General features: G+C 62.3%; 17 protein-coding genes. 8 read left to right on the top strand and 9 right to left on the bottom strand.

The window, feature by feature from the left end; all coding sequences use genetic code 11:
• Nucleotides 1-10: 10 nt before the first annotated feature.
• The 7 genes from FHK92_RS17385 to FHK92_RS17355 form a co-directional block, all read right to left on the bottom strand.
• Nucleotides 11-1021, bottom strand: coding sequence for a chemotaxis response regulator protein-glutamate methylesterase (locus tag FHK92_RS17385; protein WP_181289138.1), 1011 nt, complete (start codon nt 1019-1021; stop codon nt 11-13).
• Nucleotides 1018-3288 (bottom strand): hybrid sensor histidine kinase/response regulator, encoded by a 2271-nt coding sequence (locus FHK92_RS17380; protein ID WP_181289137.1) that lies wholly within the window; start codon nt 3286-3288, stop codon nt 1018-1020. Before FHK92_RS17380 ends, FHK92_RS17385 begins: the two co-directional genes overlap by 4 nt.
• Nucleotides 3285-3956 (bottom strand): chemotaxis protein CheW, encoded by a 672-nt coding sequence (locus tag FHK92_RS17375; protein WP_181289136.1) that lies wholly within the window; start codon nt 3954-3956, stop codon nt 3285-3287. The genes FHK92_RS17380 and FHK92_RS17375 overlap by 4 nt, the downstream gene beginning before the upstream one ends.
• Entirely contained in the window at nt 3953-5218 is a 1266-nt protein-coding gene (locus tag FHK92_RS17370; protein ID WP_181289135.1) for a CheR family methyltransferase, read from the bottom strand. Before FHK92_RS17370 ends, FHK92_RS17375 begins: the two co-directional genes overlap by 4 nt.
• On the bottom strand, nt 5215-5751 hold the full coding sequence (locus tag FHK92_RS17365; protein WP_181289134.1) for a chemotaxis protein CheW: 537 nt from the start codon (nt 5749-5751) through the stop codon (nt 5215-5217). The genes FHK92_RS17370 and FHK92_RS17365 overlap by 4 nt, the downstream gene beginning before the upstream one ends.
• A complete protein-coding gene (locus FHK92_RS17360; RefSeq protein WP_181289133.1) occupies nt 5751-7373 on the bottom strand; it encodes a methyl-accepting chemotaxis protein in 1623 nt (540 codons plus the stop codon). The genes FHK92_RS17365 and FHK92_RS17360 overlap by 1 nt, the downstream gene beginning before the upstream one ends.
• 317 nt (nt 7374-7690) lie before the next feature.
• Entirely contained in the window at nt 7691-8401 is a 711-nt protein-coding gene (locus FHK92_RS17355; RefSeq protein WP_181289132.1) for a tellurite resistance TerB family protein, read from the bottom strand.
• Between the two features lie 183 nt (nt 8402-8584).
• On the opposite strand from FHK92_RS17355, the gene FHK92_RS17350 reads away from it, so the two are divergent.
• From FHK92_RS17350 to FHK92_RS17320, 7 genes are all read left to right on the top strand, one after another.
• The gene (locus tag FHK92_RS17350; RefSeq protein WP_181289131.1) at nt 8585-9499 is read left to right on the top strand and encodes a LysR family transcriptional regulator; all 915 of its coding nucleotides are present in this window, start codon (nt 8585-8587) and stop codon (nt 9497-9499) included.
• A 208-nt stretch (nt 9500-9707) separates the two neighbouring features.
• Nucleotides 9708-11165 carry a gamma-aminobutyraldehyde dehydrogenase gene (locus tag FHK92_RS17345; protein ID WP_181289130.1) on the top strand — a complete coding sequence of 486 codons (1458 nt, stop codon included), beginning with the start codon at nt 9708-9710 and terminating at the stop codon, nt 11163-11165.
• Nucleotides 11166-11253: 88 nt separating this feature from the next.
• Nucleotides 11254-12405 carry a putative ABC transporter substrate-binding protein YdcS gene (gene ydcS, locus FHK92_RS17340; RefSeq protein WP_181289129.1) on the top strand — a complete coding sequence of 384 codons (1152 nt, stop codon included), beginning with the start codon at nt 11254-11256 and terminating at the stop codon, nt 12403-12405.
• Between the two features lie 212 nt (nt 12406-12617).
• Nucleotides 12618-13652 carry an ABC transporter ATP-binding protein gene (locus tag FHK92_RS17335; protein WP_181289128.1) on the top strand — a complete coding sequence of 345 codons (1035 nt, stop codon included), beginning with the start codon at nt 12618-12620 and terminating at the stop codon, nt 13650-13652.
• Nucleotide 13653: 1 nt separating this feature from the next.
• Nucleotides 13654-14601 (top strand): ABC transporter permease, encoded by a 948-nt coding sequence (locus tag FHK92_RS17330; RefSeq protein ID WP_181289127.1) that lies wholly within the window; start codon nt 13654-13656, stop codon nt 14599-14601.
• Nucleotides 14591-15403, top strand: a complete 813-nt coding sequence (locus FHK92_RS17325; protein WP_030139543.1) for an ABC transporter permease — start codon at nt 14591-14593, stop codon at nt 15401-15403. Before FHK92_RS17330 ends, FHK92_RS17325 begins: the two co-directional genes overlap by 11 nt.
• Before the next feature lie 157 nt (nt 15404-15560).
• Nucleotides 15561-16985: a gamma-aminobutyraldehyde dehydrogenase gene (locus tag FHK92_RS17320; RefSeq protein WP_181289126.1), complete on the top strand. Its 1425-nt coding sequence runs from the start codon at nt 15561-15563 to the stop codon at nt 16983-16985.
• A gap of 77 nt (nt 16986-17062) precedes the next feature.
• Here FHK92_RS17320 and FHK92_RS17315 read toward each other — a convergent pair whose 3' ends face one another.
• Together FHK92_RS17315 and FHK92_RS17310 are read right to left on the bottom strand one after the other, a co-directional pair.
• Entirely contained in the window at nt 17063-17311 is a 249-nt protein-coding gene (locus FHK92_RS17315) for an AbrB/MazE/SpoVT family DNA-binding domain-containing protein (protein ID WP_181289125.1), read from the bottom strand.
• 25 nt (nt 17312-17336) lie between these two features.
• Nucleotides 17337-17522, bottom strand: a complete 186-nt coding sequence (locus tag FHK92_RS17310) for a hypothetical protein (RefSeq protein WP_181289124.1) — start codon at nt 17520-17522, stop codon at nt 17337-17339.
• A gap of 357 nt (nt 17523-17879) precedes the next feature.
• Between FHK92_RS17310 and FHK92_RS17305 the strand changes: the two genes are divergently transcribed.
• Complete coding sequence (locus FHK92_RS17305; RefSeq protein ID WP_181289123.1) at nt 17880-19505, top strand: glucan biosynthesis protein D; 1626 nt, start codon at nt 17880-17882, stop codon at nt 19503-19505.
• Nucleotides 19506-19640 lie beyond the last annotated feature (135 nt).

Below are 19640 nucleotides of genomic sequence, written 5' to 3'. Positions count from 1 at the left end.
CGGGGGTTGGTCATTGGGTGAAAATCTCCACCAAGCGTGGCGCTATTTTATCCAGCGCCAGGATCTGCGCAGCCGCGTCGATCGCCGCCGCTGCCTTGGGCATGCCATATACTGCGCTGCTCTGCTGATCCTGGGCGATGGTCACGCAGCCCTGCTGACGCATGAGTTTAAGCCCTTGCGCACCGTCGCGGCCCATACCGGTGAGCAAGACGCCCACCGCATCACCGCTCCAGAAGTTGGCGACACTCTCGAAAAACACATCGATGGAAGGCCGATATATCTCATTGACTGGCTCGGCGGTGTAGGCCAGCGTGCCATTTTTCAACAGGCGCAAATGATGATTGGTCCCGGCCAACAACACCGTGCCGCCTTGCGGCGTCTCGCCCTGGCGAGCCAGGCGGACGTTGAGCCCCGACACACCGCTGAGCCATTCGGCCATGCCGGCGGCGAACACTTCGTCCACATGCTGGACCAGCACGATCGCCGGCGCGAAGTCGCGTGGCAACCCCTTGAGAAGTATTTCCAGCGCAGCCGGACCGCCGGCCGACGAGCCGATCGCCACCAGGCTCTTGCGTGACACCGACGCCCGTTGCGCGGCCGGCGCGGCGCGCTCGCGATTGCCGCGCTCGCCGATCAGCCAGCCGATGTTGGCGATCTTGCGCAGCAGCGGTGCCGCGGCCTCCTCGGGCCTGCCGACGCCCAGGGCCGGGGTATCGACCACGTCCAGAGCGCCGTGCCCCATGGCCTCGAACACGCGATGGACGTTCTGCTGGCTGTCGCCGGTGACGATCACAATGGCGCATGGCGTGTCGGCCATGATCCGCCGGGTCGCCTCGATGCCATCCATGATCGGCATGAACAGGTCCATCAGGATCAGGTCCGGCGTGTATTCGTGGCAACGCTGCACGGCCTCGGCGCCGTTGGCGGCAACCCAGACCAACTGATGCGCGGGCTCGAACGCCAGCGCACGACGCAGGGCCTCGACCGCCAGGGGCATGTCATTGACGATGGCGATCTTCAAGCGCGTGCTCCTCCGATCAATTCGACCACGGCGTCGAGCAAGGCGTCGTCATGGAAACTCGCCTTGGCTAGATAATAGTCGGCCCCGGCGTCCAGGCCACGGCGGCGGTCTTCCTCGCGATCCTTGTAGGAAACCACCATCACCGGCAGCGATTGCAGACGATTGTCGCGCCGCAGCAACGACACGAGTTCGATTCCGTCCATGCGCGGCATGTCGATGTCGGTTATCAGCAAGTCGAAATCCTCCGAGCGCAACGCGTTCCAGCCGTCCATGCCGTCCACGGCCACTGCCACGTCATAGCCGCGATTGAGCAGCAGCTTGCGCTCCAGCTCTCGCACCGTGAGGGAGTCATCGACCACCAGGATCCGCTTGCGTGGGGCCTGGGCTTCGTTCTGCCGGGCGATGCGCTCCAGTCGCCCGGTATCGAGCAGCTTGTCCACCGAGCGCAGCAGGTCTTCGACATCGACAATCAGTACCACCGAGCCGTCGTCGAGCAAGGCGCCGGCGGAAATGTCCTGGACCTTGCCCAGGCGCTCGTCCAATGGCAAGACCACCAGCGTCCGCTCGCCGATGAACCGCTCCACTGCCACGCCATAAATGACCTCACGCTCGCGGATCACCACGACCTTGAGGACCTGGCCGTTGTTGGGCGTCACCGGGCGATTGAGCAATTGCGTGGCGGCCACCAGCCCAACATGGCGACCTTCATGCCAGAAGTGCTGGCGGCCTTCGACCTGGACGATGTCTTGCGGTGCGAGGTCGCACATGCGCTCGATATGGGCCAAGGGAAACGCATAGGCTTCTCCGCCGACTTCTACCACCAGGCTGCGCACCACCGACAGCGTCAGCGGCACTTCCAGGTGAAAACGACTGCCGGCGCCCGCCGTCTGCTCCAACACCACCGCTCCGCGTAACTGACGGACCATATGCTGGACCGCATCCAGGCCGACACCGCGCCCGGACACTTCGGTGACCTTGTCCCGCAGGCTGAAGCCCGGCAGAAAGAGGAAGGTCAACAGTTCCTCTTCACTCAGGCTGGCGGCGGTCTGCTCGGGCGAAAGCCCGCGCTCGACAATCGTGCGTCGCACCCGCTCCAGGTCCACGCCAGCGCCATCATCCGCCAGCTCCAGCACCAACAGGCCGGCCTGATGGGAGGCGCGCAGGCGAATCAAGCCTTCGGCGGGCTTGCCTGCCAGCACCCGTTGCTCGGGCATCTCGATGCCGTGGTCGACGGCGTTGCGCAGCAGGTGGGTCAGCGGCGCCTCGAGTTTTTCCAGGACGTCGCGATCGACCTGGGTTTTCTCGCCTTCGATTTCCAGGCGCACCTGTTTACCCAGGCTGCGACCCAAGTCCCGGACCATCCGCGCCTGCCCCGCAAGCACATCGGCAAACGGTCGCATGCGACAGGCCAGTGCCGTGTCGTAAAGGACTTGCGCCCGCTGGCTGGCCTGCCAGGCGAACTCATCCAGCTCAGCGGTCTTCTGCGCGAGCATCTGCTGGGTCTCGGCCAGCAGCCGCCGCGCATCGTTGAGGGCTTCCTGGGCCTGCAGGCTCAGCGCGTGATCCTTGAGATGCACGTTCAGGTCTTCGAGGGCGCGCAGGCCATTGCTCTGCTGGCGTCTGATCCGCTGCATCGTCGCCAGCCAGGGCTTGAGGCGCTGGGTTTCAACGAGGGATTTGCTCGACAGATCCAGCAGGCTGTTGAGGCGTCCGGCCGTGACGCGCAAGACGCGCTCGCCACCTTCGGTGGTGCGTTTTTTCTTGGCGGTCGGTTCAAAGGGCTCCACAGGCGTAGGCTCGGGCTCTTCGATACGCAGGGGTTCGGCGGGCATCTCGACCGCAGGCGCTGTGACGGTCGGGGCTGGCGCCGGTGCTGCGGACGGGTCCAGCAAACGCCCCAACAGCGCGACATAGGCCTCGATGTCCTCGCCGGTGACGCTGTTGCCGGGGGTCGCAATACGCGTCAGCAAGTCCGTGCCCTGCAGCAGCGCGTCGATATGCTCGGCGCGCAAGACCAGCCGCCGCTCCTGGGCGCTGACCAGGCAATCTTCCATCACATGGGCCACGCTGACGCCGGCATCGACCCCGACGATTCGCGCCGCGCCCTTGAGCGAATGGGCCGCACGCATGCACGACTCCAGGTGATCGGCCTGGGTCGGATCGCGCTCCAAGGCCAGCAAACCGGCGCTCAGCACTTGGGTCTGGGCTTCGGCTTCCAGGCTGAACAGCTCCAGCAACGAGGCATCGCGCATCTGGTCGGGGGTCATGACAGGCTCCGGGACACGGCGGACAGCAGTTGCTCTTCATCCAGCCAACGCAGGCTGCGTCCTTTGTACTGCAACACGCCACGGGTGTATTTGCCCGCCGATGGCGAAGCGTTCGCCAGGATGCGTTCGTCGATGGCATGGATACCGTCCACCTCATCGACCGGCATCAGCACCGGCCCGCCTTGCGCGGCGACGATCAGCATGCGTGGCATGATCCGTCCACCGGAGGGCGCCGGCGAACCGGGCTCCAACCCCAGCAGTTCGACCAACGACAGGCAGGCCACCAGGGCACCCCGTACGTTCGCCACGCCCAGCAGGGCTCGCGAGCGCTGGTGGGGCAACGAATGGATCGCCTGCAACGGCGCGACTTCCACGAGGCTGCGGGTGCTCAGGCCAAGCCATTCTTCACCCAGGCGGAACATCAGCAGCGAACGCGTAACAACATCGCTGTCAATTGGGGCATAAACCAGCTCTCGATCATCCTGGCGCAGCGCATAGCGGTCGAGCAAACGGGTGGCGGCCGCCGAGTACACCGAGCAATTGCGGCAATGGATATGCTCGGCCAACAAGGGACAGGATTTGTCGCCATGCACGCCGATGCGATTCCAGCAGTCATCGATGGCCTGGGCGTCGTCATGGGTCACGTTATAGGAAGCCGAACCGCTCATCGTTTGTGCTCACTGTCTGCCGCGCGACCGCTGCGGGCCGCGCGTTCCTGCAATCGACGGGCGCCGACCGCGTCTCCCTGGGAAGCCAGCAGCGCCGCCAGATGCACCAGGGCCTCGGCGTGTTGCGGCTCAAGATAGAGCGCCTTGCGATAAAAACCCTGGGCCTCCAGCGCATTGCCGGCCATGTCGCTGAGCAGGCCCAGCCAATAGAAAACCTGGGCGTTTGGCGCGTGGCTGCGCAGATATTCTTCGCACACCGCACGCGCCTCGGCGCTCTTGCCCCCATTGGCCAGGGCGGCGATGTTGGCCAGCAGCGTCGCGGCGTCGCTGCTTTTCGGTTCGGCGATCGGCGTCACGCTCGCGGCGAACGGTCGCGGCCGACTCACAGGCGTTACGAGGCGCGATGGCGCCTGGCGAATCGGCAGCGGCGTCGGCATCAACGTGGGCACTGGTTGCGGCTCCGGTGCGCCCTGGCGGCTGAAGGCGAACGACTGGGCAATGCCGATCGAACGCATGCCCAGCCGTCCGAGCAAACTGCCCTCGGCAGGACCGATGAACAAAACGCCGTCCTGATGGGTCAGGCGCTTGAGCACCTCGAACACCTGCTGCTGGGTCGGCTGGTCGAAATAGATCAGCAGATTGCGACAGAACACGAAGTCGTAGGGGGCCTCGTTTACCAGCAACGCCGGATCCAGCACGTTCCCCGTTTGCAGGCGAACCTGTTCGCGCACGCGCTCGTCGAGGCGATAGCCGTCGTCTTCGGCGTTGAAATATCGTTCACGAAAACCGAGGTCCGCGCCGCGAAAGGAGTTCCTGCCGTAACGCGCTTGCCTGGCCTTGTCCACGGACAAGGGGCTGATGTCCATGCCATCGACCTTGAACTGATGCGGCCCCAGGCCTGCGTCGAACAAGGCCATGGCGATCGAGTACGGTTCCTCGCCGGTGGAGCACGGCAGGCTGAGGATACGCAAGGCCCGCAGGTGCTTGATGTCGGCCAGGCGCTGGGTTGCCAGCCGGCCCAGTGTCGCGAAGGACTCGGGGTAGCGGAAGAACCAGGTCTCCGGAACGATCACCGCTTCGATCAGTGCCTGCTGCTCCTGGGCAGAATGTTGCAGGCTTTGCCAATAGTCATCGGTGGTTCGGCCGGGCACGGCAAGGACGCGCTGGCGCACGGCCCGTTCGATAATGGCGGGGCCGACGGAGGTCACGTCCAGGCCGATGCGTTCCTTGAGGAAATCGAAAAATCGCTGATCGCTGTTCATGTCCGTCCCTCGAGATCATCGGGACTCAGCGGCGGCGAGGGAAACAGCACCGCGCGAACGGACTCGTCGAGCAAGTCGTTGACCCGCACCCATTGCATCATCCCTTGCGCGTCTTCGCGTACCGGACCGAGGTAAGGCGTCTGGCGATTGTCCAGGCCATAGGGTTTGAAGTCCGCCGGATCACAGCGCAAGGTGTCGGTGGCCTGTTCCAATATCAAGCCCAGCACCTGCCCGGTTTGCTGCGCCTCTGGTCGATATTGCACCAGTACCAGCCGGGTGCTGGTGCGGGCCTCGGCGTTCTGGCCGAAGGTCAACGCGCACACATCGATCACCGGCACCACCACGCCGCGCCAGGCGAACACGCCCGCGACCCAGGACGGCGTCCGGGCAATCGGCTTGAGCGGCAGGCGCGGCAGCACTTCCACCACATCGGTGGCTTGCAGCGCGTAGCGCTCGTTGCCGATGCAAAACATCAGGAACAACGTCTGCCGGGCCGCCGAAACGGCGCCGCGGCGGGCTTCTGGCTCGCTCATCAGACTTTGAAACGCGAGACGCCGCTGCGCAGTCCCACGGCCACCTGACTGAGTTCGTCGATGGCGGAACTGGCCTGGCGCAGGGACTCCACGGTCTGGCTGCTGGCATCGCCCAATTGCACCAGCGCGTGGTTGATCTGCTCGGCACCGGTGGCCTGGGCCTGCATGCCCTCGTTGACCATCAGCACCCGCGGCGCCAGGGCCTGGACTTGATGGATGATCTGCGACAGCTGTTCGCCCACCTGCTGCACTTCGGCCATGCCTCGGCGCACTTCCTCGGAGAATTTGTCCATGCCCATCACGCCAGCCGAAACAGCGGACTGGATCTCGCGGACCATCTGCTCGATGTCGTAGGTGGCAACGGCAGTCTGGTCGGCCAGGCGGCGCACTTCGGTGGCGACCACGGCAAACCCACGACCATATTCGCCCGCCTTCTCAGCCTCGATGGCGGCGTTGAGGGACAACAGGTTGGTCTGGTCGGCCACCTTGACGATAGTGACGACCACTTGGTTGATGTTGCCGGCCTTCTCGTTGAGGATCGCCAGCTTCGCGTTGACCAGGTCGGCGGCGCCCATCACCGAATGCATGGTGTCTTCCATGCGCGCCAGGCCTTGCTGGCCGGAGCCAGCCGCCACCGAGGCCTGGTCGGCGGCGGTGGACACTTCGGTCATGGTGCGCACCAGATCGCGGGATGTGGCGGCGATTTCTCGGGAAGTCGCACCGATCTCGGTGGTGGTCGCCGCGGTTTCAGTGGCGGTGGCCTGTTGCTGTCGGGATGTCGCGGCGATCTCGGTCACCGAGGTGGTGACCTGGACAGACGAGCGCTGGGCCTGGGACACCAAGGCAGTCAGCTCGGCCATCATATCGTTGAAACCGGTCTCCACCGCGCCGAATTCGTCCTTGCGCGCCAGGTTCAGGCGTCCGCTCAGGTCACCGCTGCGCATCACTTCGAGGATCTCGACGATGCGGCTCATCGGCGCCATGATCGCGCGCATCAACAACAGGCCACACAGCAAGGCGATGACCAGCGCAACCAGGAACGACAGGCCCATGGCGACCTTGGCGGCCGTCACCGCATCGTCAATGGTTTGCGTGGCCGTTTCAGCCAGGTCACGGTTGCGGTCGATAATCTGATTCAAATGCCCGCGGCCACCCATCCATGCAGGTGTCAGCTCCTTGTCCAATGCCAGCCGCGCGCCTTCGTAATCCTTGCGCTGGTAAAGATCCAGCACCTTGGTCACGGCCTGGTTGAAGGCTTGGTGATAGCCCTCGAATTCATCGAATGAGGCCTGGTCGGCAGGGTTCTGTATCAGGTTCTTATAGTTCTGGATTTCTTCACGCAGGTGCTGCTCGAAGCCTTGGTAGCGGGCCTTGTCTTCGGCGGTGATTTCCCGGTTACCCGAAAGGCCGACGATCTGCTGGGTCAAGACATAGCTGTCTACCCAGCCGCCACGAATCATGGAGCTGTAGTAAACCCCCGGCACTGCGTCGACCCGGACTTTTTCTTCACTCTCTTGGATCTTCCACAACCGTGAAAACGAGACAACCACCATCAGCAGCATGATGGCGATGATCACCGCAAAACTCGCCAGGATGCGTTGGCGCAATGTCCAATTCTTCACAGTAAAACCTCGGGACGCTTTGAATTGCCGGGAGTATAGCCGAGGGAGGCGGTGCGCCTGCATGGCGGATGAGGGAGATTTTTGAAACCGTTTGCTCAAGCGTGAAACACGCACCGTGGCGAGGGAGCTTGCTCCCGCTGGGCTGTAGGAGCTGCCGAGCGAAGCGAGGCTGCGATCTTTTCCTGACGCTCGAATTTCAAACGAAGATCAAAAGATCGCAGGCTTCGCCAGCTCCTACGACCGAGGGGGAGCAAGCTCCCTCGCCACGGTGCGGTGAATTCAACAAGGATCGGCCAACACAACACCATTGAGGGAGATCAGGCGCAAGCCTGGCGCACCTGCTTCTCCAGTTCGGCCTTCAGCCCCGGCTCCAGCTTGAGTTGCCGCGCCAGTTCTTCGAGGTAGGATTTCTCCATGAAATTTTCCTCGTCCACCAGCATCACGCTGGCGATGTACATTTCCGCGGCAATTTCCGGCGTGCTGGCCGCTCGGGCAACATCGCCAGGGTCAAGGGGTTTGTTGAGTTCGGCGTGCAACCAGTGTTGCAGTTCCTGATCGTTGTCGAGCTTGGTAAATTCGCCTTCGATCAATTGCCGCTCGCGCTCGTCCACATGGCCGTCAGCCTTGGCCGCCGCGACCAGGGCCTTGAGGATCGCCTGGCTGTGTTGCTCGACTTGCCCCGCCGGGACGCGGTCCAGGGTCTGCGGCTCGGTTTTTGCCGCGTTGCCCTGCTGGGCCTGCCAGTTGCCATAAGCCTTGTAGGCAATCACCCCCAACGCAGCCAAGCCGCCATAAGCCAAGGCCTTGCCACCGAAGTTGCGAGCCTTTTTGTTGCCCAGTAGCAACCCCATGGCCCCGGCGGCCAACGCTCCGCCGCCCGCGCCGGAAAGCATTCCGCCCAAGTTGCCAGAGCCGCCGAGCAACCCGCCCAAACCGCCAGACGGCTTGCCCTGCGGACCGCCCGCCTTGTTCTGCAGCAGTTGCTGGCCGGACTTGAGAAGCTGATCGAGCAATCCACGGGTATTCATCTGTTGCCTCCACGTTTTGGGTCAACTTGAGGCCCCCAGCCTAGATCGAAAGTGCCCGGTCGCCCTTGGCGAGATTGCTTCGAGATGTTGCCTGACGCTTTTAGCGCGGGCGCCTGCCATCCCTTCGAAAAAAACGATATACACTCCAAGGCATCGATAAATTCGCCCTGTGGATATCCCGCCATGATGACGCTGCGCCAGATCCGCCATTTCATCGCCGTGGCCGAAACCGGCTCGATCTCCGCCGCCGCGCAGACTGCGTTCATTTCCCAATCCACCCTGACCCTGGCCATCCAGCAACTGGAAGAGGACATCGGCGTCAGCCTGTTCAGCCGGCACGCCAAGGGCATGACATTGACGCACCAAGGACATCAATTCCTGCGCCAGGCCCACCTGATTCTGGCCACCGTCGACAATGCCAAGCGCAGCCTGCAACAAAGCACCGACCAGGTAGCCGGCCAAGTCACCATCGGCGTGACCAGCCTCGTCGCCGGTTATTACCTGGCGGACCTCTTGACCCGTTTCCAGCGCGCCTACCCCAACGTGGCGATCCGCGTCATGGAGGATGAGCGACCCTATATCGAGCATTTGCTGGTCAGCGGCGAAATCGATGTCGGCGTATTGATCCTCTCCAACCTCGAAGACCGCCATGCCCTGCAGACCGAAGTGCTGACTCACTCACCGTATCGCTTGTGGCTGCCGGCCCAGCACCCACTGCTGGAACACGACAGCATCAACCTGGCGGACGTGGCCCGGGAGCCGCTGATCCAGTTGAACGTCGACGAGATGGATCGCAACGCGCAACGCCTGTGGCGCGGTGCCGGCTTGCAACCGCAGGTCACGCTGCGCACCGCCTCGACCGAAGCGGTGCGCAGCCTGGTGGCCGCCGGGCTGGGCGTGTCGATCCAACCGGACATGACTTATCGTCCGTGGTCGCTGGAGGGCGACATCATCGAGGCACGCCCGATTGCCGACCTCAACCAGACGCTCGACGTCGGTTTGGCCTGGCGCCGGGGCACGGCCCGACCGGCCTCGGTCGATCCATTCCTGACCGTCGCTCGGGAACAACGCCCTGGCGGACGCAAGCCATCTATTTAATCGAACGCTGCCTTGAGTATTTCGAATTTGTCGGCCTTGCGGCTGAGCACTAGTCTTGCCTGAACCACCACGATCCATTGTGGGAGCGATCTTGCTCGCGATAGAGGTGTGACAGGCACCCCTGAGTCGACCGATAGATCGCTATCGCGAGCAAGCTCGCTCCCACAGGTTCAGTGTTTCAACCGACATATAAGAAGAGAAACCGGGCATGGCTGGCACGCAATCCCCCTTCTGTACCGCGTTGCTGATCGACGGAGCTTTGGTCCCCGGCGAAGGCTTTGTCGAGCCGATCCTCAACCCCGCCACCGCTGAAGTACTCGTCCACATCGCCGAGGCCAGCCTCGAACAGGTGGAGACCGCGATCCTCGCCGCCCACCACGCCTTCCATGACTGGTCACGCACCACGCCGCAACACCGCTCGAACCTGCTGCTGGAAATCGCCAGCGCCATCGAAAAAAACGCCGACGAATTGGCCCGCCTCGAATCCCTGAACTGCGGCAAGCCGTTGCACCTGGCCCGCCAGGATGATTTGAGCGCCACGGTGGATGTGTTCCGTTTTTTTGCCGGCGCCGTGCGCTGCCAGACCGGCCAGCTCAGCGGTGAATACCTGCCTGGCTACACCAGCATGGTGCGCCGCGACCCGCTGGGCGTGGTGGCGTCGATTGCACCGTGGAACTACCCGATCATGATGGCGGCCTGGAAAATCGCCCCGGCCCTGGCCGCCGGCAACACCTTGGTGTTCAAGCCTTCGGAGCACACGCCGCTGTCGATCCTGGCCCTGGCGCCGACGCTGGCGCAGATCCTGCCGCGCGGCGTCATCAATATCATCTGCGGTGGCGGTGAAGGCGTCGGCAGCCATCTGGTCAGCCATCCGAAGGTGCGCATGGTCTCGTTGACGGGGGATATCGTCACCGGGCAGAAGATCCTCCAGGCCGCAGCGAAAACCCTAAAGCGCACGCACCTTGAGCTGGGCGGCAAGGCCCCGGTGATTGTCTGTGACGACGCCGACATCCAAGCCGTGGTCGATGGCGTGCGCACCTATGGCTATTACAACGCCGGCCAGGATTGCACCGCGGCCTGCCGGGTCTACGCCCAGGCCGGGATTCATGACCAACTGGTGGCCGAACTCGGTGCGGCGGTCAGCAGCCTGCGCTTTGCCGGCAAGCGCGATGCCGACAATGAAATCGGCCCGCTGATCAGTGTCCGCCAACGCGACCGGGTCGCCAGTTTTGTCGAGCGAGCCCTCGGCCAGCCACACATCGAGCGCATCACAGGTGCGGCGGTGCATTCCGGTGCCGGTTTCTATTACCAGCCGACACTGCTGGCCGGCTGCAAGCACAGCGATGAGATCGTCCAGCGCGAGGTGTTTGGCCCGGTCGTCACCGTGACCCGCTTCGACGAACTCAGCCAGGCGGTGGACTGGGCCAACGATTCGGAATACGGCCTGGCGTCCTCGGTGTGGACCCAGAACCTCGACAAGGCGATGCAGGTGGCGGCGCGGCTGCAATACGGCTGCACCTGGATCAATAGCCATTTCATGCTGGTCAGCGAAATGCCCCATGGCGGATTGAAACGCTCGGGCTATGGGAAAGACCTGTCCAGCGATTCGCTCCAGGACTACAGCGTGGTGCGACACATCATGGCCCGGCATGGCCAGCATCTCTAGATAACAGCACTACTCTAATAACAAGCCATTCGTGGCGCTTCACCGGTTCAAAACTGCCCCGACCATAATTAAAGCAAGAGGGATTTCCATGTACGCGCACAAGACCGTATTGCTCAGTGCAATCACCATGGCGCTGCTGACCAGCGTCAGCCTGCAGGCCGCCGAACCGCTCAAGGCCGTTGGTGCTGGCGAAGGCCAACTGGATATTGTCGCCTGGCCGGGCTACATCGAACGCGGTGAAAGCGACAAGGCCTACGACTGGGTCACTGGCTTCGAGAAGGAAACCGGCTGCAAGGTCAACGTGAAGACCGCCGCGACGTCCGACGAAATGGTCAGCCTGATGACCAAGGGCGGCTATGATCTGGTGACCGCCTCGGGCGATGCATCGTTGCGGCTGATTGCCGGCAAGCGCGTGCAACCGATCAACACTGCGTTGATCGCCAACTGGAAGAATCTCGACCCGCGCCTCAAGGATGCGCCGTGGTACGTGGTCAATCAGCAAACCTATGGCACTCCGTACCAGTGGGGCCCCAACGTGTTGATGTACAACACCAGCGTGTTCAAGCAGGCACCGACCAGTTGGAGCGTGCTGTTCAACGCTCAGGACTTGCCCGACGGCAAGCCGAACAAGGGCCGTGTGCAAGCCTACGATGGCCCAATCTACATGGCCGACGCAGCGCTGTACCTCAAGACCGCCAAGCCTGAGCTGGGTATCAAGGACCCGTACCAGCTCGACGAAGCCCAATACAAGGCGGTGCTCGAATTGCTGCGGGCCCAGCAGCCGTTGATCCACCGCTACTGGCATGACACCACCGTGCAGATGAGCGATTTCAAGAACGAAGGCGTGGTGGCGTCCGGTGCCTGGCCGTATCAGGTCAACGGCTTGATGAACGAGAAACAGCCGATCGCCTCGACCATTCCGAAAGAAGGCGCCACCGGATGGGCCGACACCACGATGCTGCACGCCGAGGCCAAGCACCCGAACTGCGCGTACAAATGGATGGATTGGTCGCTGCAACCGAAAGTCCAGGGTGACGTCGCCGCGTGGTTCGGCTCCTTGCCCGCAGTGCCGGCGGCGTGCAAGGCCAGCGAGTTGCTGGGCGCCGAAGGTTGCAAGACCAACGGCTTCGATCAGTTCGACAAGATCGCCTTCTGGAAAACCCCGCAGGCCGAGGGCGGCAAGTTCGTGCCGTACAGCCGCTGGACGCAGGATTACATTGCGATCATGGGCGGACGTTAACCGCAGCCGAAACACTGCTTTTGTGGCGAGGGGATTTATCCCCGCTGGGGGCGAAGCCCCCCAGAACCTGACACCTGTGGGTAACAGGCAGATTGAGTCGCCTGCTTTGGGGCTGCTTCGCAGCCCAGCGGGGATAAATCCCCTCGCCACGAGTCCGTGCCTGCCCCCTGGTAATGATTTAACGATAGCCCGTTTTTCCGGAGCCCCGCACCATGACGCTTGCAGTCCAGTTCACCCACGTTTCCCGTCAGTTCGGCGAGGTGAAGGCCGTTGACCGGGTCTCCATCGATATCCAGGACGGCGAGTTCTTTTCCATGCTGGGCCCTTCCGGCTCGGGCAAGACCACTTGCCTGCGGCTGATCGCCGGGTTCGAGCAACCCAGCGCCGGTTCGATCCGCATCCACGGTGAGGAAGCCACCGGGCTCGCGCCTTATCAGCGCGACGTGAACACGGTTTTCCAGGATTACGCCCTCTTCCCCCACATGAACGTACGCGACAATGTGGCCTACGGTTTGAAAGTCAAAGGCGTCGCCAAGGCAGAACGAATCAAGCGCGCCGACGAAGTGCTGGAGATGGTCGCTCTGGGCGGCTACGGCGAGCGCAAGCCGGTGCAGCTTTCGGGCGGCCAGCGCCAACGCGTCGCCCTGGCCCGCGCGCTGGTCAATCGTCCTCGGGTGTTGCTGCTGGATGAACCCCTGGGCGCCCTCGACCTTAAGTTGCGCGAACAGATGCAGGGCGAGTTGAAGAAGCTGCAACGCCAGCTGGGCATCACCTTCATTTTCGTCACCCACGACCAGACCGAAGCGCTGTCGATGTCGGATCGCGTCGCGGTGTTCAACAAAGGTCGGATCGAACAAGTCGATACCCCACGCAACCTCTATATGAAACCGGCGACCACCTTCGTTGCCGAGTTCGTCGGCACCTCCAACGTCATCCGTGGCGAACTGGCCCGGCAATTGAGCGGTCATCCACAGCCGTTTTCGATCCGCCCGGAGCATGTGCGTTTCGCCGACGGCCCGCTGGCTGGCCATGAGATCGAAATCCAGGGCCTGCTCCATGACATCCAGTACCAGGGCAGCGCCACGCGTTACGAGCTGAAACTCGACAACGGCCAGACCCTGAACCTCAGCCAGGCCAATACGCAATGGGCGGACACCGCGACCCAATACCAGGCCGGTCAGCAGCTCACTGTGCGCTGGGCCCGCGAGGCGATGATCGCTCTGCACGACACCGGGGCCGAGGTCTGAAATGAATACCTTGGCTCTCACGCGAACGCCCGCTCCCGGCTCACCGCTGCGACGTTTTTCCAACCTGCTGTACCGACGCCCCAACCTGTACCTGTCGATGTTACTGGTGCCGCCGCTGATCTGGTTCGGCGCCATCTACCTGGGTTCGCTGCTGACCTTGCTGTGGCAGGGTTTCTACACGTTCGACGATTTCACCATGGCGGTCACGCCGGACCTGACCCTGGCGAATTTCGCGGCGCTATTCCAGCCGTCGAATTTCGACATCATCGTGCGCACCCTGGCCATGGCAATCGTGGTGTCCATCGCCAGCGCCATCGTGGCCTTTCCGATCGCCTACTACATGGCGCGCTACACCAGCGGCAAGACCAAGGCGTTTTTCTACATCGCGGTAATGCTGCCGATGTGGGCCAGCTACATCGTCAAGGCCTATGCCTGGACGCTGCTGCTGGCCAAGGGCGGCGTGGCGCAGTGGTTCGTCCAGCACCTGGGCCTGGGCCCTGTGTTGCAGTTCGTGCTGGGGATTCCCGGTGTGGGCGGCAGCACCTTGTCCACCTCACACCTGGGGCGCTTCCTGGTGTTCGTCTACATCTGGCTGCCGTTCATGATCCTGCCGATCCAGGCGTCCCTGGAGCGTCTGCCGCCGTCGCTGCTGCAAGCCTCGGCGGACCTTGGCGCCAAGCCACGCCAGACATTCATGCAAGTGATCCTGCCGTTGTCGATCCCGGGGATTGCCGCCGGCTCGATCTTCACGTTTTCGCTAACCCTGGGGGATTTCATCGTGCCGCAACTGGTGGGCCCGCCAGGGTATTTCGTCGGCAGCATGGTCTACGCCCAGCAAGGCGCCATCGGCAACATGCCCATGGCCGCGGCATTCACGCTGGTGCCCATCGTGCTGATCGCCATCTACCTTTCCATCGTCAAGCGACTGGGGGCTTTCGATGCACTCTGACTCTCAAGCGTCGTGGGGCTTGCGGATCGCGGCATGGGGCGGACTGGTGTTCCTGCACTTCCCGATCCTGATCATCTTCCTCTATGCCTTCAACACCGAAGATGCTGCGTTCAGCTTTCCGCCCAAAGGGCTGACGTTGAAGTGGTTCAGCGTCGCCTTCTCGCGCCCCGACGTGCTGGAGGCGATCAAGCTGTCCTTGCAGGTCGCCGCCGTCGCGACGCTGATTGCCATGGTGCTCGGCACATTGGCCTCGGCGGCGTTGTACCGCCGTGATTTCTTCGGCAAACAGGGCATTTCGCTGATGCTGATCCTGCCGATCGCCTTGCCGGGGATCATCACCGGCATCGCGCTGTTGGCTACATTCAAGACCCTGGGGATCGAGCCCGGGATGTTCACGATCATTGTCGGGCACGCAACCTTTTGCGTGGTGATCGTCTACAACAACGTCATCGCCCGCCTGCGCCGCACCTCCCACAGCCTGATCGAGGCGTCGATGGACCTGGGGGCCGACGGCTGGCAGACCTTTCGCTACATCGTCTTGCCTAACCTGGGGTCGGCGCTGCTGGCTGGCGGGATGCTGGCGTTTGCCTTGTCGTTCGATGAAATCATCGTCACCACGTTCACCGCCGGCCACGAGCGCACCTTGCCGCTCTGGCTGCTCAACCAGCTCAGCCGCCCTCGCGACGTGCCAGTGACCAACGTGGTGGCGATGCTGGTGATGATGGTGACGATGTTGCCGATCCTCGGTGCGTATTACCTGACGCGCGGGGGTGAAAGCGTGGCCGGTAGCGGCGGGAAGTAACCAACGAAGCTCGCTCATCGCAGGAACCGTAACCCTGTGGGAGCGAGCTTGCTCGCGAAGGCGTCGTGTCAGTCGCTGCAAAGGTGAATGACCCACCGCTATCGCGAGCAAGCTCGCTCCCACAGGGGACTTGGAAACCATTCAAGAGGACAAGGACATGCAAACCAAACTGCTGATCAACGGCCATCTGGTGAACGGCGAAGGCCCCGGCCAGGCGGTATTCAATCCGGCCCTGGGTCGGGTCCTGGTGGAAATCAATGAAGCCAGCGAGGCCCAGGTCGATGCCGCCGTGCGTGCCGCCGATGGCGCCTTCGAATCCTGGTCGCAGGTGCCACCCAAGGACCGCTCACTGTTGCTGCTCAAGCTGGCCGACGCCATCGAAGCCAACGGTGAGGAACTGGCGAAGCTGGAATCGGACAACTGCGGCAAGCCCTTCAGCGCCGCGTTGAACGACGAGATCCCAGCGATTGCCGACGTGTTCCGTTTCTTTGCCGGCGCCAGCCGCTGCATGAGCGGTTCGGCGGGCGGCGAATACCTGCCGGGACACACGTCGATGATCCGGCGTGATCCGGTGGGCGTCATCGCGTCCATCGCGCCGTGGAATTACCCGTTGATGATGGTCGCCTGGAAAATCGCTCCAGCCCTGGCCGCCGGCAACACCGTGGTGCTCAAGCCGTCGGAGCAGACCCCGCTGACCGCATTGCGCCTGGCGGAACTGGCCGCGCAGATTTTCCCCGCCGGCGTGCTCAACGTGGTCTTCGGTCGCGGGCCAACCGTCGGCAATCCGCTGGTCACCCACCCGAAAGTGCGGATGGTGTCGCTGACCGGTTCCATCGCCACCGGTTCGAACATCATTTCCAGCACTGCCGACAGCGTCAAGCGCATGCACATGGAGCTGGGCGGAAAAGCCCCGGTGATCATTTTCGATGACGCCGACATCGACGCAGCCGTGGAAGGCATCCGCACCTTCGGCTTCTACAACGCCGGCCAGGATTGCACCGCCGCTTGTCGCATCTACGCCCAGCAAGGCATCTATGACCGGTTCGTCGAGAAACTCGGCGCTGCGGTCAGCAGCATCAAGTACGGTTTGCAGAACGAGCCCGACACCGAAATGGGCCCGCTGATCACCGCCCAGCATCGCGACCGCGTGGCCGCTTTCGTCGAGCGGGCCATCGCCCAGCCGCATATCCGCCTGATCACCGGTGGCAAGGCCGTGGACGGCAACGGCTTCTTTTTTGAACCCACGGTGCTGGCCGACGCCCAGCAGGACGACGAAATCGTCCGCCGCGAGGTCTTCGGCCCGGTGGTGTCCGTCACCCCGTTCCTCGATGAAGCGCAAGTATTGGCATGGGCCAACGATTCGGACTATGGATTGGCCTCATCGGTATGGACCACCGACGTCGGCCGTGCCCATCGCCTGTCAGCGCGACTGCAATACGGCTGCACCTGGGTGAACACTCACTTCATGCTCGTCAGCGAAATGCCCCACGGCGGTCAGAAACGTTCCGGCTATGGCAAGGACATGTCCATGTATGGGCTGGAGGATTACACGGTGGTGCGGCATGTGATGTTCAAGCACTGAGCCGAAATACAATTGACTCACGACCGGACGGCAATGTCTGGTCGTGTTTTCTGAACGGCCATGACGACACACCCACTTCATTTATACCTGGCAGGCAATCGCGCCATCAACTCACCTGTACGCCGCTTCATCTTCGCCCTGCTATGGGTGACTTCGAAGCAATCCTGGGCCCAATCCCTTGCCTCAGGGTGTCTCACGGCACGTAACACCACTTCGCCAAGCGCATTGATGCTGAATTCGACAGCACACCCCGGAACCAATTGCAGAGCCTCGCGAATAGCCTTGGGAATGGTCACCCGTCCGTTACTTGCTACCGTTGACGACATAACGTTCTCCTTGGAAATCAAATGCTCAAAACCTCGAAACGCGCCGCATCGCGTCTACCAGGTAACGCATGGCGATCCGGTCGTTTTCCGACAACTCTCGATAGCGCTCGACCAATCTCAATTCTTCCAGGCTAAGCCGCCGCGACCGACGCTTGGTGCCCAGGCCGGGGAAAACGCCCAGCATTTCGGTGATGCCCTGTAATTTCATCATGACTTGTCCTTCGTTGCGTCGTGTTGGCCTATAGCGCCCGGTGAACGGTTACGTCGGCTATCTCGCTAAAGAATAAGGAGGATTCCAAACGTGAAAAGGGTTTTTTAGAGTAATTAGTCAAAAAACGCCGAAACGCCGTAAAAAAAGGAAAAGTCTGTAAGAAAATTTGACCGAAGCCCGCTTTTCCATCTCTCAAACCCATCATTTCCCCTATGATTTTGCGCCTCGGTGAACCGATCCAGCTCTCAGGTATCTGTTCTAACGTCCGTCGCGTTTGGCCAAAGGCATGTCCGAACCCTAATACCAATCCCTGTTCCCAGGATCGGCGCGGGATTGTTTCGAGAAAAGGTTGTATTTATGCACCGCAGGAATCTGCTCAAGGCCTCCATGGCCTTTGCCGCCTACACCGGGCTCTCAGCTTCCGGGCTCATGGCCGCACGTGCCTGGGCGGCCGATCAGACAGCCGATGGCGAAGCCCGGCCGTTCGATTTCGATGCGCTTAAAGACCAGGCCCGGCAGTTGGCCAAGAGCACCTACACCGACACCAAGCAAGTCCTGCCGCCCACTCTGGCGCAGATGTCGCCCCTGCAATTCAACGCCATCAAGTACGACGCCAACCATTCGCTGTGGAACGCCGTAGACGGCCAGCTGGACGTTCAGTTCTTCCACGTCGGCATGGGCTTCAAGCAACCGGTGCGCATGTACAGCGTCGATGCGAAGACGCGCATGGCCCGGGAGGTGCATTTCCGTCCAGAGCTGTTCAATTATGAGAAGACCACCGTCAACACCTCGCAACTGACCGGTGACCTGGGCTTCGCCGGGTTCCGGGTATTCAAGGCACCGGAGCTGGACCGCCACGATATCGTTTCCTTCCTTGGCGCCAGTTACTTCCGCGCCGTCGACGCCAGCGGGCAGTACGGCTTGTCAGCCCGCGGCCTGGCCATCGACACCTATGCCAAGAAGCGCGAGGAATTTCCCGATTTCACCAAGTTCTGGTTCGAAACCCCGGACAAGAACAGCACCCGTTTCGTGGTCTATGCCTTGCTCGACTCGCCTAGCGCCACTGGCGCCTATCGGTTTGACATCGACTGCCAACCGACCCGGGTCGTCATGGAGATCGATGCACACATCAACGCCCGTACCGCCATCGAGCAATTGGGCATTGCGCCAATGACCAGCATGTTCAGCTGTGGCACGGTCGAACGACGCATGTGCGACACCATCCACCCGCAAATTCATGATTCCGACCGGCTGGCCATGTGGCGCGGCAACGGCGAGTGGGTCTGCCGCCCGCTGAACAACCCCGCCACCCTGCAATTCAACGCCTTCGCCGACAAGAACCCGAAAGGCTTCGGCCTGGTGCAGACCGACCATGACTTCGACAGTTACCAGGACACCGTGGACTGGTACAGCAAACGTCCAAGCTTGTGGGTAGAACCTACGACCGCATGGGGCGAAGGCTCCGTCGATCTGCTGGAAATCCCTACCACCGGCGAAACCCTCGACAACATCGTCGCGTTCTGGACACCGAAAAAACCCGTCGCCGCCGGTGATTCGCTGAACTACGGCTACAAGCTCTACTGGAGCGCCTTGCCTCCGGTCAGCACCGACCTGGCGCATGTCGATGCGACCCGTTCCGGCATGGGCGGTTTTATCGAAGGTTGGGCACCCGGCGAGCATTACCCGACCGTCTGGGCGCGGCGTTTTGCCGTGGACTTCAGCGGCGGCGGCCTCGACCAGTTGCCACCGGGCACCGGCATCGAACCGGTGGTGACGTGCTCCCACGGCGAAGTGAAGGATTTCAACGTATTGGTGCTGGATTCGATCAAGGGTTATCGCATTACCTTCGACTGGTACCCAACTGATGATCGCGTGGCCCCGGTGGAAATGCGGCTGTTCATTCGCTCCAAGGACCGGACCTTGAGCGAAACCTGGTTGTATCAGTACTTTCCGCCGGCGCCGGATAAGCGCAAGTATCCGTGATAGCGGTCAGGTGTCTGGGCTAACGCTATCGCGAGCAAGCTCGCTCCCACAGGAGATTTGTGTTGTTCACACATTTCCTGTGGGAGCGAGCTTGCTCCGGGCGGCGATCCGACGATGAGGCCGGTACAGCCGCCG

It is taken from the genome of Pseudomonas brassicacearum subsp. neoaurantiaca (assembly GCF_013608025.1).
Classification (GTDB): domain Bacteria; phylum Pseudomonadota; class Gammaproteobacteria; order Pseudomonadales; family Pseudomonadaceae; genus Aquipseudomonas.
The sequence above is the reverse complement of the archived record's forward strand: the minus strand, read 5'-3'. Positions and strand labels throughout refer to the sequence as shown.